Raw genomic sequence first — 21,921 nt, forward strand, 5'->3', positions numbered from 1 at the left:
CCGCTCAGGAGCCGTCCGGAGAGTCCTCGATCAGCGCGATACTGGTGATCCGGTGCAGCGGCACGCGGTGCAGGCCCCCGTCCATCGTGTCCCGGCCCTCCACCACCCCGCCGCCCACGCTCATCGGTTCCAGGACCTGCTCCCCGGCAACACCGTGCCCGTCCACGAACCCGATCCAGACGCTGCGCCGAGCGGCCACGGCCGAACGGAGCAGGTCGGGGATGCGACCGTTGTTCGTCGCGGGCGCGGTGGCGTCCCGCCGGATGCCGGCCAGCGCGTCCCCGGCCCGCATGCGGGACACGAGTGCGGTGAGCTGCTCGGTGCCCGGCTCCGGTGGCGCGCCGTTTCGACCCAGCGACCGGCGTCGCGGGGCCGTCCGCCTGCCGCGGTCGGAGAGGTCGAGCACGGCGCCGCCGGTGTCCTCGGCGGCGGGACTGAAACCCGCGGCCCGCAGCCCGTCGAGCAACTCGCCGAGTGACAGCGGTGAGACCACGACCGTGGGCGCGATGCGGCGCAGCTCAAGGGTGACACTGTCGGGGTGGGCGAGCACCTCCGCGATCAGCACGGCGTCGTCGGACCGGAGGAACGACGACGCCACACCTCCGCGCAGCCGTCCATGGCGGCGGGCGACGTCGTCGATGAGGTACGTCAGGCCCTGCGGCACGGGGGTGGCCGAACGCTTGGCGAGCAGCTCGTGCAGTTCGGTGGCCGTGCGGCCGGCGTCGAGCGCACGGCGCACCGTGGCGTCGGTGAAACGGAAGACAGTGGCCCCGCCTGCCGACTCCACCTCGGCGACGAGGCCGAGCTCCGCAGCCAGCTCCGGTTCCAACGGGCCAGGCGCGACGGCGGTCAGATCCGCCTGCAGGAGCACATGGTCGACGGGCTCGGGCAGGGCCGCACGGAGTGCGACGACGAGGCCGCCGGGATCGTCGAGGAGCACCCGGCCCGGCGTGGACATCGCGTCCAACGCGACGACGCCGAGCACCGTGGCCTCGGCGAGTGCCCAGTCCACCACCTCGTCACGCAGCCGGCCCCCGCGCCGGGGTGCGCGCCACGCGAGGACATCGCGGAGTGCCGCGGGTGAACCGGGCGCAACGCCCCGCGGCAGCTCGGCGAGCCCCGCGAGCACGCGACGCCTGTCCCGGGGAGCGAGCGGGCGCCGAACGGAATCGGACAGGGCCGAGATCGGGCGCCCCGCATCGTCCTTGCGTCCCACGAGCCCGGGCAGTCGCGGCAGATCCAGCCAGGTGCGCGCGATCAGGGACCAGCGCAGCTCGGGGCCGCCCGCCGCCCAGACGTCGGCGTTGGTGGTGGGCACCCAGTCCGGCGCCACCCCGTCGCTCTCCCCGACCAGATCGGCGGCCACCGCCAACTCGACCAGGAGCGCGGCCACGCTCTCGTCGGCGTCCATCTCCTTCGCCGCCCGCCGCAGCTCGCGTACGCCGAGGCCACCGGAGCGCAGCACGGGCGGCGGGGTTCGCCCCCAGTACGCGATGAGCAGCTCGAGCTGACGGAGCACGGCCAGGGCCGCTCCACCCGCGGTGCGGTCCACGGCGTCGGCCCCGCGGTTCCTCGCCCCGATGTCGGGCGGAGTGACGGGGACCGCGCCCAACGGCCGGTCCCCGCGTAGGGCGAGGCCCACCTGCCGCGGCAGCTCGACCGTCTCGGCGTCCACCCGCATCAGCAGGCCGCGGGCGAGAAGCCGCCCGACCGGGCTCTCCGGATCAGCTCCCGCCCGGCTGCGCCCGATGGGCGGCCCCGCCGCCAGCGCTTCGAGCACCCGGCGCTCATCGGGCGCCACCGAAGCGAGCAGGTCGGGTAGTTCCGAGGACGCCGCCAGGCCCGCGGACTCGCGGCCAAGCCCACCGGGATGGCGCGGCACCACGTCCAGCGCAGCAGGTACGAGCGACAGCTCCTCGTCGGGACCCCAGACGAGTGCGCGGTCGCGCAGCGCCCTCAGCGGGCGACTGACAGCGGCCTCGGATAGATCGGGGCCGAGCAGGCGGCGCAGCTCGCCGAGCGACGACGGCGCGCTCTCGGCACCGGCGACGACGAGCGCCTCGAGGACCGTGAGCGTGAGTCGGTCGAGATCGTCACACGCGCGGTGGACCGATGCCCGGATGCCGGCCCGGGTGGCCAGCACGGTGAGATCCGCGGGGGGCGGCACGGCCAGGTCCGGACGCAGCCGGAGCAGGACCGCGAGCATCTCGTCGTCCTGGGCGCGCAGCCAGTCGACCAGCGGTGTGGGCATCCCCACCACGGTAGTCGGCGCGTCGATGAGGACGACGGTCGTATCAAGGTGCCGCTCCCACCCACCGGTCCCCCACCGCTGCATCCCGTACGGGATAATCGACCGTGACGCGCGAACCACGAGGAGGACATGGTGGCCAAGGCAGCCCGTGAAGGCCGGATCGACCCGACGTGGCCCGAGCTGCCCGACGGCGAACATCCTGTGAGCGAGCTCGCCAGCACCCGGCAGGGCTCGCTGTCGCCCTTCGGTGACCTGGAGTTCCCGCTGGATGAGGTGCCGTACGTGCACCCCGTCACGGAGATCAACCGATAGACCACCCCGCAGGCCTGCTGCTCGCGGCGGGTGCGGGCCGTCGGATGGGCGGCCCGAAAGCACTCGTCGAGCTGGACGGCGAGCCACTCGTGGGGCGTGCCCTGCGGGTGCTCGCCGACGGCGGGTGCTCGCCACTCATGGTGGTGCTCGGCGCATCGGCCGCGAAGGTGGCCGAGATCGTCCCGACCGGCGTTCGGATCACCGTGGCGGAGGACTGGGCGGAGGGGATGGGCGCTTCCCTCCGTGCCGGGCTCACGGCGCTGGAGGCGCTCGACCCGGTGCCGGACGCCGCGCTCGTCCACCTCGTCGATCTGCCGGGCGTCACCGCCGAGGCCGTGAGACGGATCGCAGCCCGTACCGACCCCGACGTACTGGTGCGCGCCGCGTACGACGGGCGACCGGCCCATCCGGTGCTGATCGGGCGGTCGCACTGGGCGGGCGTACGCGCGGCCGCCGTGGGTGACGCCGGCGCCCGTGGCTATCTGGCCGGGAATCCGGACCTGGCCCTCGTCGAGTGTGGCGATCTGGCCGACCCCGACGACGTCGACACCCCCGAGCAGCTGGCCCGTTTCAGGTCCCGCTGACCCGCGCCTCGCCCGGGTCGCGGGGTCAGCAGCGGGTCAGCGGGCTGGGCCGGAGGGTTCAAGGGTGAGTGACCTTCCGGAGCTTCAGAGGATGTTTCCGAGCGTGCTTCAGAGGGTGATGTGCTGACCGGGGGCGATCCGGTTCGGGTTGGCAGCCAGGCCGGGGTTCTTCTGCACCAGGCCCTTCCAACCGCCGGCAACACCGTGCCGGCTCGCGATCGTGGCGAGCGTGTCCCCGCTCTTCACCACGTAGGAGCCACCGGTGGCGGGGGCACTGAGCCGCACCTGCTGGGCGGGGGCACTACGTTGCGTCGCGGACTCTCCGACCGCACCGGCCTTGCGGGAGCAGACGGGCCAGGCGCCCCAGCCCTGCTTGGCCAGCACGCGCTCGGCGACGGTGATCTGCTGGGCCTTGCTGGCCTGGTGTGCGGCGGGGGCGAACTCCGCGCCGCCGAAACCTCTCCACGTACTCGGGGTGAACTGGAGCCCGCCCTGGAAGCCATTGCCGGTGTTGATGTCCCATCGGCCGCCGCTCTCGCATTGCGCGACGCGGTCCCAGGTGCTGTCGGTGGCCGCGTGGGCCGCCGGCACGGCGATCACGAGCGGCGCCCCGGCGACAGCTCCGGCGATGGCGGTGCGGGCGAGGGTCCGCCCGGTGGTGGTGGGGGCACGATGACGACCGCGGTAGCGCGCCATTGGAGCATCTCCGTGCGCTGCGCATGGACAACCGCCGGGGAGCTGGCGGGGCGGCAGACGCCGCCACAGTCCTTCCTGTCCCACGCTTCGTCAGGCAACGGGGGTCCGGAACCGCCGGACAGGGGAGCGCTGCGGTTCCGGGGCTCGACCGGAACCTGGGGAGTTCCGGTGGGCCGCGAAGGACGGTACGTGCGGGTCGGCCATGAGCAAACCCACCGCATGCCGAAGGCAAAGGGCCGCCCCGATAGGCTGAACGGCGCAATGCGGCGCAGTTCTGGCTGATCAGCCAGTCGTATCAGCAACGCCTATGAGCACCGATGGTTGCCTCGACGTGAGGTAGATCACCTGAACCTGGCCCGGCTCCGCTCCGTGAGCACCGGCAAGTGCCACGCCGTAAGGTTCTGATGTGGAGCTGACGCACGTCGACACCGCCGGTGCCGCCCGCATGGTGGACGTCACAGGTAAGGAACCCACCGCGCGCACCGCGGTCGCCACCGGCGTCCTGCGCACCACGACGGAAGTCGTGGATCTGCTGCGCCGCGACGGCCTGCCGAAGGGTGACGCGCTGGCCACCGCCCGGATCGCCGGGATCATGGGCGCCAAGCGCACGCCCGACCTCGTGCCGCTCTGCCACCCGATCGCACTGAGCGGCGTCGTGCTCGATCTCGAGGCCGACGGCGCCGAGGTACGGATCCGGGCCACCGTCCGCACCACCGACCGCACCGGCGTCGAGATGGAGGCCCTCACGGCCGTCGCCGTGGCCGGGCTCGCCCTGCACGACATGGTCAAGGCCGTCGACCCCGCCGCCGTGCTCGACAAGGTGCAGGTGGAGCGCAAGGAGGGCGGCAAGACTGGCACGTGGACCCGCCCGGAGGACCGCTCGTGACCGCACCCGGTCGCCGTGCCCGCGTGGTGACTGCATCCAACCGGGCCGCGGCGGGAGTCTACGCCGACCGCGGGGGGCCGCTCATCGTCGACTGGCTGCGCGAGCGGGGGTTCGAGACCCCCGACCCGGCCGTGGTGCCCGACGGTGAACCGGTCGGGGACGCGCTGCGGGCAGCCGTTGCGGACGGCGTCGACGTCGTGATCACGACGGGTGGCACCGGTATCTCACCCACCGACGCGACCCCCGAGGTCACCCGGGCCGTCCTCGACTACGAGGTGCCCGGCCTGGCCGACGCGATCCGCGCCGCCGGAGCACCGAAGGTGCCGACGGCGGTGCTCTCCCGCGGACTCACCGGCGTCGCAGGGCGCACACTGGTGGTGAACCTGCCCGGATCGACAGGGGGAGTTCGCGACGGTCTTTCGGTCCTCGCCGACGTGCTGGAGCACGCGGTGGACCAGCTTCGAGGAGGCGATCACCGATGACGGAAGCGACAACCGGAGCCGCAGTCCTGCGGGCCGCCGTCGGCGAGGCACCGCTCGACGTAGCGGAACATGCCGCGCTCGTCGATCATGCGGCCGCCGGAGCGGTGGTGACCTTCGCCGGCGTGGTACGCGACCACGACGGCGGCCGGTCCGTCCGAGGCCTGGAGTACAGCGCCCATCCGAGCGCGGAGAAGGTCGTGGCCGAGGTGGCGGCGGAGATCGCCGCCCGCGCGCACGGCGTGCGGGCGATCGCGGTGAGCCATCGGGTCGGGCGGCTCGCGATCGGCGACGTGGCACTGGCCTGCGCCGTCGCGGCGGACCACCGGCGCGAGGCCTTCGAGACGTGCGCCGAGTTGGTCGAGGAGGTGAAGCGCCTGTTGCCGGTCTGGAAGCACCAGGTCTTCACCGACGGCACCGACGAATGGGTCGGCTCGACCTGAGGTCGAGCGGCCCATCCGCCGAGGCCGTGCGCGGGTACGGACGGCGGGGTGGGACCGCACCCGCGCACGAATGGCCTCAGGCCAGGTCGAGCTGCTGGCCGATCTGAATGACGTTCGGGTTGGTCAGAACGTCCTTGTTGCGCTCGAACAGGGCGGGCCAGCCACCCTGGAGCTGACGATCAGCCGCGATCGCGGACAGGGTGTCGCCCTTGACGACGGTGTAGTCCGCTCCGTTCTTGGTCAGCCGGGGGGCCGACGTGTGCTCCGCCACCGGAGCAGCCTTCTTGACCGGCGCCTTGGCCTCGGCCGGGGCAGGCTTGATCTGGACCTGCTGCGAGGTGTGCACCGCCCGCGTCTGGGACGTGTATGACCGCGCGCCTGCCTTCTTCGAGCACACCGGCCATGCGTTCCAGCCTTGCGCCGCCAGCACGCGCTCTGCCACGGCAATCTGCTGCTCACGGCTGGCCTGGTGCGCTGAACCAGTACCACCGAAGGCCCGCCACGTGGACGGGGTGAACTGCAGACCACCGGAGAACCCGTTTCCGGTGTTGATCTTCCAGTTACCGCCGCTCTCACACTGGGCGACTCTGTCCCAGACGTTGTCAGGGGCCGCGTTGGCGGTGCCGGCAACGGCAATCGGGACACCAACGGCAACTGCACCGGCAACTGCCAGACGCAGCAGACTTCGGCCCTTGCGAGAATCAGGTCGAGAAGTCATTTGTTGCTCTCCAAACCACGCCATCAAGGAGAACCTGCACGTCAGAGGCCGGGAGTGGGCCCTGACGAACAACTCCTGCCATCTCGTCAAGGCCTGCGAGCGACTTTGACGAAATAACTTCCTTGGCCCTGTCCCGTCTCCTTCTCGACGGACCGGAACCGCGGGACAGGGCCCTGGCGCGGCGGATCCGGATGTATTCCGGTCGGCCCTCTCGGAACGACCGGCCGTAGACGCTACGAGCCACCCACGGGAAAACGTCAAACCCCGATCGGGTGACCGGGGTCACCTTAGAACGCGTAACCACTCGGCAATGTCCGGATATCCGCAGGTCAGGCTGCGCTTCGATAACGACGTCAACCGAGCGGATGAAATACAATCAAAGTGAAAGTATTGTCGATACGGCAGTAGATCGACTACTTACAGAGAGTGACGACGGCCTTGGGGCCGGACTCGTTCTCGGCCCCACACGGGCTCGCGCGCCCTCACCCGCAGTGGCTGCGGCCGCGTCGTTCAGTCATGCTGGATCCGTGACCGATCGCCCGAACGCCGCGGGTTCGCCCGTCGAGCTGGCGGCTGCGCTGCGCTCCACCGGCTACCTCGCCGACGACGGCGTCGCCACCGCTGCATTCCTCGCCCTGCAGATGAACCGACCCCTCTTCTGTGAGGGCGAGCCGGGCACCGGCAAGACAGCGCTGGCCCATGCCCTCGCGGAGGTGTTCGGAGCCGAGCTCATCCGGCTGCAGTGCCACGAGGGGATCGATGCGGCCCAGGCGCTCTACGACTGGGACTTCCCCCGCCAGCTTCTGCATCTGCGTGCCCTCGAGGCCGCGGCGGGGGCCTCCGGTGAGCAGCTCGACGCCGACTCCGTGGAGGCGTCTCTCTACGACCGGCGCTTCCTTCTCGCCCGCCCGATCCTGCGCGCCCTGCAGTCCAGCCCGAGCGTGCTGCTCATCGACGAGATCGACCGCGCCGACGACGAGTTCGAGGCCTTCCTGCTCGAGGTGCTCACCGAGCACGCCGTCACCATCCCCGAGGTCGGCGAGATCAGGGCGACCACACCCCCGCTGGTGGTACTCACGTCCAACCGCACGCGTGAGGTTCACGACGCGCTCAAGCGCCGCTGTCTCTACATCTGGCTCGACCACCCCGACCTGCAGCGCGAGATCGAGATCCTGCACTCGCGCCTACCCGGCCTACCCGAGCGGCTGGCCGCGCAGGTGGCGGGTGCGGTGCAGCAACTGCGCCGCGCCGATCTGCTCAAGCCGCCGGGCGTCGCGGAGACGCTCGACTGGGCCCGCGCGCTGCAGCTCGTCGGGGCCCGGCACCTGGATGTCGACAGCGCCGCCGCCACACTCGGCGCTGTCCTCAAGTACCGCGAGGACGCCGACCGCGTCCGTGCCCAGCTCGACACACTGCTCGCTTCCTGAGACCCCTATGTCCACGCCATGACCACTTCGACGCAGGCCCCGACCGACGACCCGCTTCCGGGTCTCGTGGGGTTCACGGTCGTGCTCCGCAACGCCGGGCTGGCGATCACCACGGACCGGACCGCCGCGTTCCTTTCCGCGCTCGACGCGCTCGACGTCACGAGCCGGATGCAGACGTACTGGGCGGGCCGCCTCACGCTCTGCTCGGACCCCGACGACCTGCCGCGCTACGACCGCGCTTTCGAGGACTGGTTCACCCCGCCGCAGGGCGGCCGCACCCAGATCACCGACCACCGGCAGCCGCCACCGAAGCTGGCAGCGCTCACCCCGGCCCAGGAGGAAGGGGAGAGCGAGGAGGACGGGCGGTCCGAGCCGGTGATCCGGGCGCGGGCCAGCGGCACCGAGGTGCTGCGCAACCGCGACTTCGGAGACCTCACGCCGGCCGAGCGCGAGCACCTGCGGCGGCTCATCGCGCTGCTGCAACCGGAGCTGCCCTCGCGTTCCTCACGCCGGCTGCGACCGTCCCGCCACGGTGATACCGACGCCCGCGCCACCCTGCGCGCCATCCTGCACAACCAGGGCGAGCTGCGTGAGCTGCACCACCACGACCATTCGCGCAGGCCGCGCAAGGTGGTGCTGCTCGTCGACGTCTCGGGCTCCATGGAGCCCTATGCCGATGCACTGCTGCGTTTCGCCCACGTCGTGGTGCGCCGCTCGCCGGGTGCGGTCGAGGCCTTCACCCTCGGCACCCGGCTCACCCGGATCACCCGCGAGCTGCGGATGCGCGATCCCGAACGCGCGCTCGCCGCGGCGTCCAAGGCGATCCCCGACTGGTCCGGCGGCACCCGGCTGGGCGAGGTGCTACGTGCCTTCGTCGACCGATGGGGCCAGCGGGGTGCGGCCAGACGCGCGGTCGTCGTGGTGTTCTCCGACGGCTGGGAACGCGGCGAGACCGACCTGCTGGCCCAGCAGATGGCCAGGTTGCGGCGGCTCGCCCACCGGCTCGTGTGGGTGAACCCGCACGCCGGCAAGGAGGGCTACGCGCCCGTGCAAGGTGGAATAGTCGCAGCCCTTCCGTACTTGGACGATCTGTTGGCAGGGCACAGTCTCGCCACACTGGAACAACTGCTCGAGGTGGTACGGCATGCGTGACGTGGTGGGCCAGCTGGACGGCTGGTGGCAGAAGGGCGAGACCGCTGCGCTTGCGACAGTGGTAGGGACTTACAGCTCCGCGCCGCGCCAGCCCGGGGCGTCGATGCTGGTCGGGCCGGGCGGTGAGGCCGTCGGCAGCGTCTCTGGCGGCTGCGTCGAGGGCGCGGTGTACGAGCTGGGGCAGCAGGTCCTGGCCGAGGGCCGGCCGGTACTGCAGCGCTACGGGGTGTCCGACGACGACGCGTTCGCGGTCGGGCTGACCTGCGGCGGCATCATCGACATCTTCGTGGAGAAGGTCGATCCCGACACCTATGCCCAGCTCGGCGCGGTGGCCGAGGCGATCCGCGACGAGTCGCCGGTCGCGGTGGCCACCGTGGTGTCGGGGCCTGCGGAGCGGCTCGGCAAGCGGCTGATCGTGTGGCCCGACCACACCGACGGCGGCACGGGCTCGGACCGGCTCGACGACGCCATCCGGGACGACGCCCGCGGCCTGCTCGATGTGGGGCGCAACGCGATGCTCCACTACGGGGTGGACGGGCAGCGCCGTGGCGAGGGCCTCGACGTGTTCGTCGAGTCGTTCGCGCCGCCGCCGCGGATGATCGTGTTCGGCGCGATCGACTTCGCCGCCGCCGTCGCGAAGATCGGCACCTTCCTCGGCTTCCGGGTCACCGTGTGCGATGCGCGTCCCGTCTTCGCCACCGCGTCCCGCTTCCCGGGGGCCAACGAGGTCGTCGTCGAGTGGCCGCACCGCTATCTCGCCGCCGAGGCGGAGGCGGGGCGGATCGACAACCGCACCGCACTGTGCGTGCTGACCCACGACCCGAAGTTCGACGTCCCGCTGCTCGAGGTGGCCCTGCGGCTGCCGGAGGTCGGGTACATCGGCGCGATGGGCTCGCGGCGCACGCACGAGGACCGGCTGGAGCGCCTGCGCGAGATCGGGGTGACCGAGAACGAGATCGCGCGCATGTCGTCGCCCATCGGGCTCGACCTCGGCGCCCGCACCCCGGAGGAGACCGCGGTGTCGATCGCGGCCGAGATGATCGCCCTGCACTGGGGCGGCGCCGGCTCGCGCCTGGCGGAGCGTGAGGGCCCGATCCACGTCGGCTGAGCGCACGGACGATCCAACGCGCACTGGTTCATGTTCACCCGTGACCCAGTGCGCGTTGATCATGTAAGAGCGCCGCGCGCACTCGGGTGGCGATCGTCCGCGGGTGATGCAGCGCGGTCACGGCGCGGAAGCGCAGGATGCGCCAGCCTGCTCTGACGAGGAGCTGCTCCCGTTCGAGGTCCCGCAACGCTCGATCCGGCCGCAGGTGTTCGGCACCGTTGTACTCGATGCCGAGCTGCACCTCGGGGTAGGCGAGGTCGAGGAGGAACCGCCTGCCCGCGACCTCGACGGGATGCTGTGACACCGGAGCAGGAAGGCCGGCGAGGAGGATCGCCAGCCGGATCCGCGACTCCATCGGCGACTCCGCGAGAGGATCGGCGAGAGCCACCACACGCGGCAGTCGCGCGGCTCCGCGTGCCCCGGGCGGGACGGCTCGAATGATCACCGCGGGGTCGAGCCCGCACGCATGGCAGAGGGCATCTACAGCGACGACGGCCTCGGTAAGGGTCGGCGCCCAGCGAGCGAGGTCGGCAGCAGTGCGTTCGGCGGTGGTGAGCCGCAGTCCGTCGATGCAGGTGATCTCTTGTGCACCCACGGTGTCGCGGTGCACGACGAGCATCGGGCCCGCCCGGCGCCGGTATCCGTCCAGCAGAAGCACCTCTGCCGGTGCGCCCTCGGGCGCGCAGGAGGCACCGTGCAACTCCGCGGCCGAGTAGCCGGCGAGCACCCCGCACGGCGCGACGAGTTCATGGGCCGCGCGGGACCAGGTCTGGAGATCGAGGGCAACTCCCTCGGCGATGTGGATGCCGGGATAGAGCCGCCGGCTCACACGCGGTTCCTCAGGTTCCCGAGCGCGCACTGGTTCAGCTCGGGGCCGGAAGGACTGCGCGCTCGGGCGGCTTCATGGTCGTAAGCTGCGCCGCCATGCGGTTCTACGCCGAACGTCCGGTGCGGGTGATGCTCCAGCTCCTGGCGGACGCGCTGGCCGTCGGCTGGGTGGTCCTCTGCGTCGTGGTCGGACGTGCCGCGCGCGAGCTCATCCTCGCCCTCCAAGGCCCCTCGCAGGCGCTCGCCGGCGCGGGCGACACGATCCGCGGCGCCTTCGACGACGCGGCACGGACCGCGCAGCAGGTGCCCTTCGTGGGGGACGACCTCGCGCGCGGGCTCGGTACCGGCACCGGGGCGGGCGAGGCGCTCGCCGCGGCGGGGCGGCAGCAGATGGAGACGATCGCGGCCGTCGCGCTCGGCGCCGAGATCGGGATCATCGTGCTGGGGGCGCTACCGGTGCTGCTGCTGTGGCTGCCGCTGCGCATCCGCTACGCCCGGGCGGCGCGCTCGGCCGTCGCTGTGCGGTCGGTCGACTCCGACCTGTTGGCCCTGCGTGCCATGACCCGCCTGCCGGTCCGGCGGCTGCGCAAGGTGTCGCCCGATCCGGCCGCGGCATGGCGGCGCGACGACCGGGCCGTCGTGCACGGGCTTGCGGCGCTCGAGCTGCGGAGCCTGGGCCTGCGTGCCCCGGCGCGTCCGCCCGACTGAGCGCCCGGTCCCCTCATCCCTGCACGGTCACGGCCTTGTCGTCGGTGAGCACGGGCCGTCCCGCGCCGTCCGACGGGTCGTCCTCCAGTACCCGGATGACGTACTCCCCCGGCGCGAGAGGCACCGTGAAGGCGAACGGTGCGAACCGCTGGCCCTCCGTCGTGCTCGTGAAGCCCGACTTCAACACCGCACCGCCACGCAGCACCTGCCATCCGACGGTCGCCTCGAACACCGCGGCCTCCCCCATCACCTCGACGTTGGGCCCGACCACGGCACCGTGGGCGGGCGCGTCGATCTGCACGAGGGAGCGGAGTGCATACACGTCGCCGCGCGGCACCGGCTCGGCTGTGGCGACTCCCCACAGCTGATCCACCGGCGCGCCGTCCACCAGGATCCGCACGGGGTCGGTCGACTGCAGCGCGGCCTGCACGGTGAACACCAGCTGTTGCACCGAGAGCTGCGCGAACTCGGCGCCCACCTGGGCATCCTGCGGGGGAGCGAGGTCGATGACGATCGTGCCGTTCTCGGTGCGCACCGGGCTGCGCAGCTGAGTGCCGGGCGGCCAGTGCGAGTGGTAGTCGGGATCGATCCCGGTGGGAGCGGCCAGCATCTCCCGCACGGAGTCGCTCGCCGGGTCGGTGGACGGGACGCTGTGGAACTCCCGCTGCAGGCGAATGCCGGCCGGGGTCGCTGCCAGGTAGTAGACGGGCAGCGCGGCCGGTTCGGACCCCGGGCTCGAGGGTGGGCCCGACTCGGCGGTCCTGGCGGGCCCCGACGCGTCTCCCGACGGCGGGGGCGCGCCGCTGCATCCGCCGAGGAGCACCGCGAGGACAGCGAGAGCAAGTGGAGTTCCACGTCGCACGAGCATCCCGAGCACCTCCGCAGGGTTCGGTTCCACCGTGCCGGATGCCGCCCGGCTGCCCGCACGACGCGCCGGACGCGCCCGGGTGGCACCCTGCGGCCCATGCCGTTGTTCTCGTTCGAGGGTAAGTCCCCGACCGTGCATCCCGACGCCTTCATCGCTCCCACCGCCACGCTCGTCGGCGACGTGCACGTCGAGGCCCACGCGTCCATCTGGTACAACGCGGTGCTCCGTGCCGACTTCGGTCCGATCATCGTCCGCGAAGGCGCGAACGTGCAGGACAGCTGTGTGCTGCACGGCGGAACGGATCCCGTCACCGAGGTCGGTCCGGGCGCGACGATCGGCCACCTCTGCGTGGTACACGGCGCCGTGATCGGCCGCGAGGCGTTGATCGGCAACGGCTCGACGATCCAGGACGGCGCCCGTATCGGAGCGCGCTGCCTGATCGGCGCGGGTGCCACCGTCGCGCCCAACACCGTGGTGCCCGACGAGCAGCTCGTGCTGGACACGGTGGCCAGGACGAAGGGGCCCCTGACGCAGTCCGCCCGCTGGTGGGTGGAGGGCAACCCGGGGATCTACCAGGAGCTGGCCCGGCGCCACCGCGCGAGCGTCACACCGGTCGTCCCAGTGCACGAGGGTTGAGCCGCACGTGCGCGCCCGACTCGACGAGATCGTGATCGACTGCCACGACCCGGCCAGGCTCGTCCGGTTCTGGGCGGCCCTGCTGGGCGGGGAGCCGGTGGACCGTGCAGCGTCGTGGTCCTACGTCGATCCGCCGGGCACGCCGCGGCTCGCATTCCAGGCGGTGCCCGAGCACAAGGCCACCAAGAACCGGCTGCACCTCGACCTCGCCGTGTCGGCCATCGGACCGGCCGCGGACGAGGCCGTGGCGCTCGGGGCCACGCGCAGCGGTGACGTCGTCACCGATGCCCAGGGCTCCTTCCAGGTGATGCACGACCCGGAAGGCAACGAGTTCTGCTTCGTGGACTGAGGGCCGTCGTCAGCTGGGATCGAGGTCAGGCGAGGAGGCCTGCGCCCAGTAGCGGCGCGGGATGCGTCCTGCCTCCCGCGCGGCCCGGCCCGCCTCCACAGCCAACCGCATCGCGTGCGCCATCCGCTCCGGGTTGCCCGCCCGCGTCACCGCGGTGGCGAGCAGCACGGCGTCGCAGCCCAGCTCCATCGCCTCCGCGGCCTCCGACGCGGTGCCGATCCCGGCGTCGAGCACCACCGGGACCGAAGCCGCGGCCACGATCATCTCGATGTTGTGGGGGTTGCGGATGCCCAGCCCGGTGCCGATCGGCGAGCCCAGCGGCATCACCGCGGCGCAGCCCGCCTGTTCCAGCTTGCGGGCCAGCACGGGGTCGTCGTTGGTGTAGGGCAGCACCGTGAACCCGTCGTCGACGAGCTGCTCGGCGGCGTCCAGCAGCTCGATCGGGTCGGGCAGCAGGGTGCGCTCGTCGGCCACGACCTCGAGCTTCACGAGGTCGGTCTCGAGCGCCTCGCGCGCCAGCCGGGCGGTCAGCACGGCCTCCGCGGCGGTGCGGCACCCCGCGGTGTTGGGCAGCACCTCGATGTCGAGGCGGCGCAGCAGGTCGAGCACCCCCGTGCCGGTGGCCGCGTCGATCCGCCGCATCGCCACGGTGGTCAACGCGGTGCCGGACGCGATGAGCGCCCGCTCCAGGATCTCCAGGTTCGAGGCGCCACCGGTGCCCATGATCAGCCGGGAGGAGATCTTCCGCCCGCCGATCACCAGGACCTCGTTCTCGACGGACGAGCTCGTCACTGAGTCTCCGATCATCGTCATCCTCCCTGCACCGCCGTCAGCACCTCGATCCGAGCGCCCTCGGCGAGCGGCGTGGCTGCCCAGTCGGCCCTCGGGACGACCTCGCCGTTCACCGCCACCGCCACGCCGGTGCTCGGCGCGCCCAGCGACGCGAGGGCGTCGAGCACGCTCGCGCCCGTGCCGAGCTCGCGCTGTTCACCGTTGATCCACACGTGCACGTGCAACCTCCTCGGGGTACCGATGGCCTCGGCCTGCGCTGGGCGCGGCGCCGTTGACGCGCGCCGGATCGGCGGGGCGCATCGCATCAGGCACGGGACGGCCGTGCAGCAGCTGCAGCACGGCATCGGCAGTGACCGGTGCAAGCAGCATCCCGTTGCGGTGGTGGCCGGTGGCGACGAGCAGTCCCTCCGGGCCGAGCGCGCCAACCAGCGGCAGGTTGTCGGGGCTGCCGGGGCGCAGCCCGGCGGCGCTCTCGACCAGCGCGTACTCGGCGATGCCGGGGAGCACGCGCTCGGCGTCGCGCAGCAGGTCACGGACGCCGCCGACCGTGACCTCGGTGTCGAAGCCGGTCTCGGCCTGGGTGGCGCCGATGACGAGACCGCCCCCGTCCCGCGGCACGGCGTAGACGGGGCGTCCGTCCACGAGGGCCCGCACGGTGCGGCTCGGGGGCGGGAACGCCCCGGTGCGGTGTGCCAGCCGCAGGATCTCGCCCTTGACCGGGCGCACCAGGCCGTCGAGGACCGGGTGCAACGCGCCGGAGTGGGCGCCCGCGCAGACGATGACGACGTCGGATTCCAGGTCGCCGGCGTCGGTCCGCACGCCGGTGACGCGCGTCCCGTCGTCGAGGACGGCGCGCGCGGTGCTCTCCACGAAGGTCGCCCCGGCCCGCTCGGCGGCCGTCCGCAGCGCGGCGAGCAGCATGCGGTTGTCGACCGCCAGATCGCCGGGCACGGACAGGCCACCGCGGACGTCAGGCCCCAGCGCGGGCTCCAGGCGGCGCAGCTCCCGGCCGGACAGGCGCTCGACCGCGCGGCCGAGCCGGGCGAGGTAGCCCGCCAACGTGTCCAGCTCGGCGCGGTCGCCCGACCCCGTGGCCACCACCACGGTGCCCTCGGTGCGCAGTCCGGCCGACTGGCCGGCCGCCGCACCGAGCTCCTCGGCGAAGCCCGGCCAGCGCCGCACGGACTCCACGCCGAGCTCCAGCAGATCCTCTTCGCCGGGCCAGGCCTCGGTGACCGGCGCGAGCATGCCGCCTGCCACCCAGGACGCCCCGGACGCGGGCGCAGGATCGACCACGGTGACCCGCAGCCCCGCCGACGCAGCGCGCCATGCGCAGGACAGGCCGATCACACCTGCACCGATGAATGCCAACCGTGAGTTCGTCATCTCCCCGCTCCCTGCGCCGGCATGACCCGGATCAGGTTCGACGGTCGGGATCTCCAGATCCCCTCTCAGCCCGTGAACCGGGCTCCCGTGCGTCACCTTCGCTTCACAGTACGCGCCGGGTACGCAGCCGCGTAGGGTCGGTACCCATGCCCGGATTCGACGGAGACGCGCTGCGCGCGCGACTGGCCGACGCCCGCCTCTACCTCTGCACCGACGCGCGGCGGCGCACCGGCGACCTCGCGGAGTTCGCCGACGCCGCGCTCGCCGGCGGCGTCGACATCGTGCAGCTACGTGACAAGGGCGCGGACGGCGCCCTGGAGGCTCGGGAGGAACTTGCCGCGCTGGAGGTGCTCGCCGCGGCGTGCGCCCGGCACGGGGCGCTGCTCGCGGTGAACGACCGGGCCGACGTGGCGCTCGCCGCCGGCGCCGACGTGCTGCATCTCGGACAGGACGACCTTCCCGTCGAGTGGGCACGCAAGATCGTGGGTGACGAGGTTGTCGTCGGACGCTCGTCGCACAGCGCAGAGGAGACCGCGGCGGCCGCGGAGGAGGCGGGCGTGGACTACTTCTGCGTCGGCCCCTGCTGGCCCACGCCGACAAAGCCGGGACGCCCGGCACCCGGTCTCGACCTCGTGCGCACCGTTGCCGGCCGGTCGCCGTCGCGGCCGTGGTTCGCCATCGGTGGCATCGACCACGACCGGCTCGACGAGGTGCTGGCCGCCGGCGCCGACCGGATCGTCGTGGTGCGGGCGATCACGCAGGCCGAGGACCCTCGGGCAGCCGCGGCGGCCCTCGCCGCCCGGGTCCGCGCCTGACCGTCCCACGTCGGGCGGCCGGGGCTCACTGCACCTGAGCCTGCCCCTGAGCCCCCGGCACCGGGACGAGCGGCGTCGGCACAGCGCGCCCGGCGGCATTGCCTGCGCCACCACTGTCGGAACCACTCCCGCCGGAACCGCCGCTTCCGGAGCCGCCACTCCGGGAACCGTCGCTGCCGGAGCCGTTGCTGTCCGACCGGTCGTTGCTCGAGCCGCCGTTCCCGGTACCGCCGGTCGCGCCCGAACCCTGGGTCGGAACATCGGCGCGGGAGGTGGGATTTCCGCCGGAGTCCTGGGCCGTCGACGGGTTTGCGCCACTCTCCGGGGTGCCCGTCGACCTGGTGCTGTCGCTGGTGCTCGGCTCGGTGGTGGTGGGCTCGGACGACCTCGACGGCTCCGACCTCGTGGACGGCTCGACCGTCTCGTCGTGCTTGCTCGGGCTCTCGTGCCTGCCCTCGAACACCCGCCCGACGGACGTCCCGGACTCCCCCGAGGTGAGGGTGGAGCCCTTGGCCCACTCGACACCGGTGACGGCGAGCATGCTCAGCGCGAAGATCAGCACGGTCGCCGCCGACCACAGCACGAAACGGCGCCGTGAGATCCGCGCCGGCGGCACGGCGGGCTCGACGCGCAGTTTCGTGGTCGCCCCTTCCGGCGAGATGCGCGGCATCGGCATGGTGACCTCGGCGGCCAGCTCCGCCGCCAGGGCCGGGCCGGGGACAGCCGCACCAGCGGGGGCGTTCTCGGAACCCCGCCGGGGCACCCGGACCCGCGCCACCAACCGATCGCGCGTGCGGTCGAGCGACTGCTGGTAGACCGCGGTCGCCACGGTGCTGGCGACCGACCCCAGCGCGGCGCCTGCCACCGTGCCCTCCGCACCGAAGAACGACCCGAGAACAGCGCTCGTCGCGGCTGCACCAGCCCCGGCGATCACCTTGTTGATCGTCAGCCCGACGGCGGTGGCATTCGGCTGCGTCTGCACCGCCGTCTGCTGGTCCGCCGTCGTAGCGGTGGTCGGGACGATCCGGGAAGGTCCGGGCTGCGGGGACCGGGGCGAGGGGATCCGGTTCTGGGGCGGCTGGTTCCCGGGAGCGCGCGGCGCCGGTATCCGTGGAGCAGGGCTGTGGCGCCCGCCGTTGCGGGATTGGTCAGGACGTGGGGCGCTGGGGAACTGCTGCATGGCTCCTGTGGACGATCACGTCTTCGGGCGGTCGGGGTACCGGATCTTCAACGCACGATGGTTCCGGATCGCTCCAGACGATCAACGTCGGGTGAGATCGTTCACGTTGCCGAGCGGGAGCCGGCATCTCCTTCGGCCGGATGGCGCAGACCACGGTGGCCCTCCGGCAGGGCCGAACGGAGCACCGGCCAGGACAGCGCCACGCACAGCGCCACGAGCGGCCAGGTGAGCACCGCTCGCGCGATGCCCAGGGGCACGACGGCGTCGGCCACGTACAACGGCAGGAAAACAGCCAGGCGCACCAGGTACTGGCCGACCCACAGCCAGCTGGCCCGCTGGTAGCCCCGTAGCAGGTCGGGGTCACGCCGCCAGCGGGTGCGCTGGCCGAGCAGAGTGCCCACGACCACACCGAGCAGCGGCCACCTGATCACGATCGACACCGCCCAGGCGAGCGCGCTCGCCGCGTTGGACACGATCTGGACGAGGAAGAAGTCGATCGCCCGGCCGGTGTAGAGCGCCACGAGCGCCGCCACCGCCACTCCGAGCAGGCCGAACAGCACGGCCCGCGGCTGCTTGCCACCGGCCAGCCGGACCACGGCGATGACGACCGCTGTGAGCAGCGCCGCACCCGCCGCCCACGCGATGGGGGACGTCCAGGCCGCGGCGTCGGCAAGAGTGAAGACGAGGACGAACCCGACAACCGGCACCGTCGCGTCGATCGCACCGCCGTGACCACCGAGGATGTGCGCCAGCGACGCGTCGGGCTTGGGATTGCGACGAGCCACCAGGCAAGCGTGCCTTATCTCGCCCCGGATGCGCGCTTCACGTTCCTTCGGAGCCCGCACATCACCCGGCCGACACTGGCGCGCGCCGCTACTCCTGGGTGATATTGGAGCGATCTGCACCCAACACACGGGTGAAGCGAACATGAACGGAAGGACGTGAAGTGGCCGGGAACAGTTTCGTGGCGCTCGGTGACAGCTTCACGGAAGGTCTGGACGACTGGCGGCCGGACGGTACGCCGCGCGGCTGGGCCGACCGGGTGGCGGAGCGGCTGGGCGCCAACAGGCCGGGATTTCGCTACGCCAACCTCGCCGTACGCGGCAAGTTGCTCGACCAGATCGTCGACGACCAGCTCCCTGTGGCCGAGCGGCTGCAGCCGGACCTGATCGCGTTCTGTGCAGGCGGCAACGACATCATCCGCTTCACCTGCGACACCGACGACCTCGCGCGCCGGTTCGACGCCGCGCTGGAACGGGTCACCGCCACCGGCGCGCAGGTGTTCGTCTTCACCGGCTTCGACCTGGGCCGGATGCATCCGCTCATCCGCCGCCTGCGGGGCCGGGTGGCCTGCTACAACGAGTTGATGCGCGCCAGCGCCGAGCGCCACGGCAGCACGGTCGTCGACCTCTGGGGTATGGCCCCGCTGGCAGATCCCCGCACCTGGGGCAAGGACCGCCTGCACCTCACCGCCGAGGGGCACCGCCGCGTCGCGCTGCGGGTGCTGGAGACGCTCGGCGAGCCCGTCGCCGAGGACTGGCGCGTCCCGCTGCCGGCGGCGGACCCTGCGCCGTGGCGCCACCGCCAGGTCGAGGACCTCGTCTGGATGCGCAACTTCGTGATGCCCTACGTCCGCGGACGGCTGAGGGGGCGCAGGACGGGCGACGGGTTCGCACCCAAGCGCCCGGACCTGCTCCCCCTCGACCTCGACGGCAGGCAGCCCGCCGTCTAGCTCGGGATGGGCGTGATCTCCCGCGCGGCGATGTAGGACGGCCGTGGTGACGGCGCCGAGAACGGCTCGGTCAGGCCGTTGTCCACGCTGTTGAACACCACGAAGATGTTCGACCGCGAGTACGGCGTGATGTTGCTGGCCGAGCCGTGCATGCAGTTGGAGTCGAACAGCGTGGCCGAACCGGCCGCACCGGTCAGCATCGCGATCCCGTGCCGGTCGGCGAGGGTCGTGAGGCTCTCCGGGTCGGGCGTGCCGATCTCCTGCTCGCGCAGGGACTCCTTGTAGTGGTCGGCCGGCGTCTCACCCACGCACGCCACGAAGGTGCGGTGCGATCCGGGCATGATCATGAGACAGCCGTTGTGCGGGTAGTTCTCGGTGAGCGCGATCGAGATGCTCACCGCCCGCGGCGTGGGCATCCCGTCCTCGGCGTGCCAGGTCTCGAAGTCCGAGTGCCAGTAGAAGCCGCCGCCACCGAAGCCCGGCTTGTAGTTGATGCGGCTCTGGTGGACGTAGACGTCGGAGCCGAGGATCTGGCGGGCCCGCCCCGCCACCCGCTCGTCGGCGACGAGCGCGGCGACGGCGTCGCTGATCCGGTGCACCTCGAAGATGGAGCGCACCTGCTGCGACGTCTTCTCGACGACCGTCCGCTCGTCCTCACGGATCGCGGGGTCCGAGGCCAGCCGGTCGAGCTCCGCGCTGTACGTGGCCACCTCGGCAGGCGTCAGCAGCTCCGGCACCGTGACGAAGCCGTCGCGCTCGTGCGCCGCGAGCTCGTCGGGTGACAGATGACCGGGCACATCCGTGCCGGCCCAGACAGTGGGCTCGACACGGTCGAGCAGCGCCGGCCGATCGGCGACGCGGGTGGGGTAGCGGTCGGCAGTAGCGGTGTCGACCAGGGTCATCAGGAAGCCTCCTCCTCCGGAGTCGGCAGGACGATCAAGGGGTAGACGCCGTTCTCGTCGTGGACCTCGCCTCCTGTCACCGGCGGGTTGAACACACAGACGGTCCGCATCTCCGTACGCGGACGCAACTGGTGGTGCTCGTTGCCGCTCAGGACGTAGACCGAGCCCGGCCGGAGCTGGTAGGTCACGTCGTTGTCCTTGTCGTACAGCTCGCCCTCGCCCTCGATGACCCAGACGGCCTCGATGTGGTGGGCGTACCAGAAGTCGTTGATCGAGCCGGCCTCCAGCACGGTCTCGTGCAGTGAGAACCCGACCCCGTCGCCCGCCAGGACGATCCGCTTGCTGCGCCAGTGCTCGGTCTTGACGTCGCGTTCCGTGTCGGTGATCTCCTCGAGGGTGCGCACGATCACGCCGAAACCCCTTCCAAAGTCGCCAGTACCGAATCACGCACGATCGCGAGACCCTCCTCCAGCTCGGCGTCGGTGATCGTCAGCGGCGGCATGATCTTCATGACCTCGTCGGACGGGCCTGACGTTTCCATCAGCAGCCCTCGGCCGAATGCCGCAGCACACGACTTGGCGGCCAGTTCGGGCTGCGAAAAGGCCAGCCCACGCGCCAGCCCGCGACCCTTCGGCGTCAACTCGACCACGCTCGACTCTGCTGCGAGCTCCGTCAGAGCTGCTTCAGTGCGCTCGCCCTTGGCGATTGTTGATCGCTGCATGACGTCATCCGACCAGAACTCGCGCAGCGCCGCAGTGGCAGTCACGAATGCGAGGTTGTTGCCCCGGAATGTCCCGTTGTGCTCGCCGGGACCCCACTGGTCGTATTCGGGTTTGATCAAGGTGAGCGCCATCGGCAGCCCGTATCCGCTGATCGATTTGGACAGGCAGACGATGTCCGGACGGATGCCGGCGATCTCGAAGGAGAAGAACGGTCCCGTCCGGCCGACGCCCATCTGCACGTCGTCGACGATGAGCAGGATGTCGTGCCGGTGACAGAGATCGGCGAGGCCCTGCAACCATTCGACTCTGGCAGGGTTGATTCCACCCTCTCCCTGCACCGTCTCCACGATGACGGCCGCCGGGTAGTTGAGGCCACTGCCGGCGTCGCCCAACAGGCGGTCCAGCCAGAGGAAGTCGGGCACCGTGCCGTCGAAATAGTTGTCGAACGGCATCGGTGTGGCATGCACGAGCGGAATCCCGGCGCCGCCCCGCTTCATCGAGTTGCCGGTGACCGACAGCGCGCCGAGCGTCATCCCGTGGAAGGCGTGCGTGAAGTTGATGATCGACTCTCGGCCGGTGATCTTCCGAGCCAGTTTCAGTGCTGATTCGACCGAGTTGGCGCCGGTGGGTCCGGGGAACTGCACCTTGTACTCGAGGTCGCGCGGCCTGAGCACGAGCTCCTCGAAGGTGTGCAGGAACTCACCTTTGGCCACTGTGTACATGTCGAGGCCGTGCGTGATGCCGTCCTTGGCCAGGTACTCGAGCATCGGCCCCTTCAGCTTCGGGGGGTTGTGTCCATAGTTGAGGGCGCCTGCGCCCGCGAAGAAATCGAGGTAGGAGCGGCCGTCGACGTCGTTCAGACGCGCACCCTGCGCGGTGTCGAACACCACGGGCCAGCTCCGGCAGTAACTTCGTACCTCAGATTCCAGATCTTCGAAAACGGTCAT

The 21,921-nt window shown here is 71.6% G+C and carries 24 protein-coding genes, 1 pseudogene and 1 riboswitch; of the genes and pseudogenes, 12 read left to right on the plus strand and 13 right to left on the minus strand.

Annotation, left to right across the window (positions count from 1 at the left end):
- Positions 1-4: 4 nt before the first annotated feature.
- Complete coding sequence (locus ABD743_RS38020) at positions 5-2,251, minus strand: helicase-associated domain-containing protein (protein ID WP_344728477.1); 2,247 nt, start codon at positions 2,249-2,251, stop codon at positions 5-7.
- Between the two features lie 129 nt (positions 2,252-2,380).
- Here ABD743_RS38020 and ABD743_RS38025 point away from each other — a divergent pair, with 129 nt between their 5' ends.
- Together ABD743_RS38025 and ABD743_RS38030 are read left to right on the plus strand one after the other, a co-directional pair.
- Positions 2,381-2,563, plus strand: a complete 183-nt coding sequence (locus ABD743_RS38025) for a hypothetical protein (protein WP_241037072.1) — start codon at positions 2,381-2,383, stop codon at positions 2,561-2,563.
- Entirely contained in the window at positions 2,560-3,147 is a 588-nt protein-coding gene (locus tag ABD743_RS38030; protein ID WP_344728669.1) for a nucleotidyltransferase family protein, read from the plus strand. The genes ABD743_RS38025 and ABD743_RS38030 overlap by 4 nt, the downstream gene beginning before the upstream one ends.
- A gap of 108 nt (positions 3,148-3,255) precedes the next feature.
- Here ABD743_RS38030 and ABD743_RS38035 read toward each other — a convergent pair whose 3' ends face one another.
- Positions 3,256-3,843 (minus strand): LysM peptidoglycan-binding domain-containing protein, encoded by a 588-nt coding sequence (locus ABD743_RS38035; protein WP_344728479.1) that lies wholly within the window; start codon positions 3,841-3,843, stop codon positions 3,256-3,258.
- A gap of 406 nt (positions 3,844-4,249) precedes the next feature.
- Between ABD743_RS38035 and moaC the strand changes: the two genes are divergently transcribed.
- Together moaC and ABD743_RS38045 are read left to right on the plus strand one after the other, a co-directional pair.
- Positions 4,250-4,729 (plus strand): cyclic pyranopterin monophosphate synthase MoaC, encoded by a 480-nt coding sequence (gene moaC / locus ABD743_RS38040; protein WP_344728481.1) that lies wholly within the window; start codon positions 4,250-4,252, stop codon positions 4,727-4,729.
- A 23-nt stretch (positions 4,730-4,752) separates the two neighbouring features.
- Positions 4,753-5,651 (plus strand): annotated as a pseudogene (locus ABD743_RS38045) (molybdenum cofactor biosynthesis protein MoaE).
- Between the two features lie 76 nt (positions 5,652-5,727).
- On the opposite strand, the gene ABD743_RS38050 reads toward ABD743_RS38045, so the two are convergent.
- Positions 5,728-6,393 carry a transglycosylase family protein gene (locus ABD743_RS38050; protein ID WP_344728483.1) on the minus strand — a complete coding sequence of 222 codons (666 nt, stop codon included), beginning with the start codon at positions 6,391-6,393 and terminating at the stop codon, positions 5,728-5,730.
- Positions 6,394-6,896: 503 nt separating this feature from the next.
- On the opposite strand from ABD743_RS38050, the gene ABD743_RS38055 reads away from it, so the two are divergent.
- From ABD743_RS38055 to ABD743_RS38065, 3 genes are read left to right on the plus strand one after another with little or no spacing between them, the layout of a single operon-like run.
- On the plus strand, positions 6,897-7,796 hold the full coding sequence (locus ABD743_RS38055) for an AAA family ATPase (protein ID WP_344728485.1): 900 nt from the start codon (positions 6,897-6,899) through the stop codon (positions 7,794-7,796).
- Positions 7,797-7,814: 18 nt separating this feature from the next.
- Positions 7,815-8,948, plus strand: a complete 1,134-nt coding sequence (locus ABD743_RS38060) for a vWA domain-containing protein (protein ID WP_344728487.1) — start codon at positions 7,815-7,817, stop codon at positions 8,946-8,948.
- Entirely contained in the window at positions 8,941-10,056 is a 1,116-nt protein-coding gene (locus ABD743_RS38065) for an XdhC family protein (RefSeq protein WP_344728490.1), read from the plus strand. Before ABD743_RS38060 ends, ABD743_RS38065 begins: the two co-directional genes overlap by 8 nt.
- Before the next feature lie 34 nt (positions 10,057-10,090).
- Here ABD743_RS38065 and ABD743_RS38070 read toward each other — a convergent pair whose 3' ends face one another.
- On the minus strand, positions 10,091-10,885 hold the full coding sequence (locus tag ABD743_RS38070) for a DUF559 domain-containing protein (protein WP_344728492.1): 795 nt from the start codon (positions 10,883-10,885) through the stop codon (positions 10,091-10,093).
- A 95-nt stretch (positions 10,886-10,980) separates the two neighbouring features.
- Between ABD743_RS38070 and ABD743_RS38075 the strand changes: the two genes are divergently transcribed.
- Positions 10,981-11,592, plus strand: coding sequence for a hypothetical protein (locus ABD743_RS38075; RefSeq protein WP_344728494.1), 612 nt, complete (start codon positions 10,981-10,983; stop codon positions 11,590-11,592).
- 13 nt (positions 11,593-11,605) lie between these two features.
- On the opposite strand, the gene ABD743_RS38080 is transcribed toward ABD743_RS38075, so the two are convergent.
- Positions 11,606-12,460: a GerMN domain-containing protein gene (locus ABD743_RS38080; protein WP_344728496.1), complete on the minus strand. Its 855-nt coding sequence runs from the start codon at positions 12,458-12,460 to the stop codon at positions 11,606-11,608.
- 96 nt (positions 12,461-12,556) lie between these two features.
- Between ABD743_RS38080 and ABD743_RS38085 the strand changes: the two genes are divergently transcribed.
- Complete coding sequence (locus ABD743_RS38085; protein ID WP_344728498.1) at positions 12,557-13,096, plus strand: gamma carbonic anhydrase family protein; 540 nt, start codon at positions 12,557-12,559, stop codon at positions 13,094-13,096.
- A 7-nt stretch (positions 13,097-13,103) separates the two neighbouring features.
- Complete coding sequence (locus tag ABD743_RS38090; RefSeq protein WP_344728500.1) at positions 13,104-13,445, plus strand: VOC family protein; 342 nt, start codon at positions 13,104-13,106, stop codon at positions 13,443-13,445.
- A gap of 9 nt (positions 13,446-13,454) precedes the next feature.
- Here ABD743_RS38090 and thiG read toward each other — a convergent pair whose 3' ends face one another.
- The 3 genes from thiG to thiO all read right to left on the minus strand — a co-directional run bounded on the left by thiG (position 13,455) and on the right by thiO (position 15,623).
- The gene (gene thiG / locus ABD743_RS38095) at positions 13,455-14,252 is read right to left on the minus strand and encodes a thiazole synthase (protein ID WP_344728502.1); all 798 of its coding nucleotides are present in this window, start codon (positions 14,250-14,252) and stop codon (positions 13,455-13,457) included.
- Positions 14,253-14,254: 2 nt separating this feature from the next.
- Positions 14,255-14,455: a sulfur carrier protein ThiS gene (thiS, locus tag ABD743_RS38100; protein ID WP_344728504.1), complete on the minus strand. Its 201-nt coding sequence runs from the start codon at positions 14,453-14,455 to the stop codon at positions 14,255-14,257.
- Positions 14,433-15,623 carry a glycine oxidase ThiO gene (gene thiO, locus ABD743_RS38105; protein WP_344728506.1) on the minus strand — a complete coding sequence of 397 codons (1,191 nt, stop codon included), beginning with the start codon at positions 15,621-15,623 and terminating at the stop codon, positions 14,433-14,435. Before thiO ends, thiS begins: the two co-directional genes overlap by 23 nt.
- Positions 15,615-15,722: riboswitch (TPP riboswitch) on the minus strand. It overlaps the preceding gene by 9 nt.
- A 47-nt stretch (positions 15,723-15,769) precedes the next feature.
- Between thiO and thiE the strand changes: the two genes are divergently transcribed.
- Positions 15,770-16,438 carry a thiamine phosphate synthase gene (gene thiE / locus ABD743_RS38110; RefSeq protein WP_344728508.1) on the plus strand — a complete coding sequence of 223 codons (669 nt, stop codon included), beginning with the start codon at positions 15,770-15,772 and terminating at the stop codon, positions 16,436-16,438.
- 25 nt (positions 16,439-16,463) lie between these two features.
- On the opposite strand, the gene ABD743_RS38115 is transcribed toward thiE, so the two are convergent.
- Together ABD743_RS38115 and ABD743_RS38120 are read right to left on the minus strand one after the other, a co-directional pair.
- Entirely contained in the window at positions 16,464-17,420 is a 957-nt protein-coding gene (locus tag ABD743_RS38115) for a hypothetical protein (RefSeq protein WP_344728510.1), read from the minus strand.
- Between the two features lie 299 nt (positions 17,421-17,719).
- Complete coding sequence (locus tag ABD743_RS38120) at positions 17,720-18,403, minus strand: DUF3159 domain-containing protein (RefSeq protein WP_344728512.1); 684 nt, start codon at positions 18,401-18,403, stop codon at positions 17,720-17,722.
- A 161-nt stretch (positions 18,404-18,564) separates the two neighbouring features.
- On the opposite strand from ABD743_RS38120, the gene ABD743_RS38125 reads away from it, so the two are divergent.
- On the plus strand, positions 18,565-19,350 hold the full coding sequence (locus ABD743_RS38125) for an SGNH/GDSL hydrolase family protein (RefSeq protein ID WP_344728514.1): 786 nt from the start codon (positions 18,565-18,567) through the stop codon (positions 19,348-19,350).
- Here the strand turns inward: ABD743_RS38125 and thpD are convergent.
- From thpD to ectB, 3 genes are read right to left on the minus strand one after another with little or no spacing between them, the layout of a single operon-like run.
- Positions 19,347-20,252, minus strand: a complete 906-nt coding sequence (gene thpD / locus ABD743_RS38130; RefSeq protein ID WP_344728516.1) for an ectoine hydroxylase — start codon at positions 20,250-20,252, stop codon at positions 19,347-19,349. The genes ABD743_RS38125 and thpD overlap by 4 nt on opposite strands.
- Positions 20,252-20,662 carry an ectoine synthase gene (locus tag ABD743_RS38135; RefSeq protein WP_344728518.1) on the minus strand — a complete coding sequence of 137 codons (411 nt, stop codon included), beginning with the start codon at positions 20,660-20,662 and terminating at the stop codon, positions 20,252-20,254. Before ABD743_RS38135 ends, thpD begins: the two co-directional genes overlap by 1 nt.
- Entirely contained in the window at positions 20,659-21,921 is a 1,263-nt protein-coding gene (gene ectB, locus ABD743_RS38140; protein WP_344728520.1) for a diaminobutyrate--2-oxoglutarate transaminase, read from the minus strand. The genes ABD743_RS38135 and ectB overlap by 4 nt, the downstream gene beginning before the upstream one ends.

The sequence above is a fragment of the Pseudonocardia yunnanensis genome, from assembly GCF_039534065.1.
In the GTDB taxonomy this organism is placed as follows: Bacteria; Actinomycetota; Actinomycetes; order Mycobacteriales; family Pseudonocardiaceae; genus Pseudonocardia; species Pseudonocardia yunnanensis.

Excerpts from the sequence above, each read along its gene's own strand:
- ABD743_RS38020 (WP_344728477.1), bottom strand. The coding sequence starts at position 2,251 with ATGCCCACACCGCTGGTCGACTGGCTGCGCGCCCAGGACGACGAGATG.
- ABD743_RS38025 (WP_241037072.1), top strand. The coding sequence starts at position 2,381 with ATGGTGGCCAAGGCAGCCCGTGAAGGCCGGATCGACCCGACGTGGCCC.
- ABD743_RS38035 (WP_344728479.1), bottom strand. The coding sequence starts at position 3,843 with ATGGCGCGCTACCGCGGTCGTCATCGTGCCCCCACCACCACCGGGCGG.
- ABD743_RS38050 (WP_344728483.1), bottom strand. The coding sequence starts at position 6,393 with ATGGCGTGGTTTGGAGAGCAACAAATGACTTCTCGACCTGATTCTCGC.
- ABD743_RS38060 (WP_344728487.1), top strand. The coding sequence starts at position 7,815 with ATGACCACTTCGACGCAGGCCCCGACCGACGACCCGCTTCCGGGTCTC.
- ABD743_RS38065 (WP_344728490.1), top strand. The coding sequence starts at position 8,941 with ATGCGTGACGTGGTGGGCCAGCTGGACGGCTGGTGGCAGAAGGGCGAG.
- ABD743_RS38075 (WP_344728494.1), top strand. The coding sequence starts at position 10,981 with ATGCGGTTCTACGCCGAACGTCCGGTGCGGGTGATGCTCCAGCTCCTG.
- ABD743_RS38080 (WP_344728496.1), bottom strand. The coding sequence starts at position 12,460 with ATGCTCGTGCGACGTGGAACTCCACTTGCTCTCGCTGTCCTCGCGGTG.
- ABD743_RS38085 (WP_344728498.1), top strand. The coding sequence starts at position 12,557 with ATGCCGTTGTTCTCGTTCGAGGGTAAGTCCCCGACCGTGCATCCCGAC.
- thiG (WP_344728502.1), bottom strand. The coding sequence starts at position 14,252 with ATGATCGGAGACTCAGTGACGAGCTCGTCCGTCGAGAACGAGGTCCTG.
- thiO (WP_344728506.1), bottom strand. The coding sequence starts at position 15,623 with ATGACGAACTCACGGTTGGCATTCATCGGTGCAGGTGTGATCGGCCTG.
- thiE (WP_344728508.1), top strand. The coding sequence starts at position 15,770 with ATGCCCGGATTCGACGGAGACGCGCTGCGCGCGCGACTGGCCGACGCC.
- thpD (WP_344728516.1), bottom strand. The coding sequence starts at position 20,252 with ATGACCCTGGTCGACACCGCTACTGCCGACCGCTACCCCACCCGCGTC.
- ectB (WP_344728520.1), bottom strand. The coding sequence starts at position 21,921 with ATGACCGTTTTCGAAGATCTGGAATCTGAGGTACGAAGTTACTGCCGG.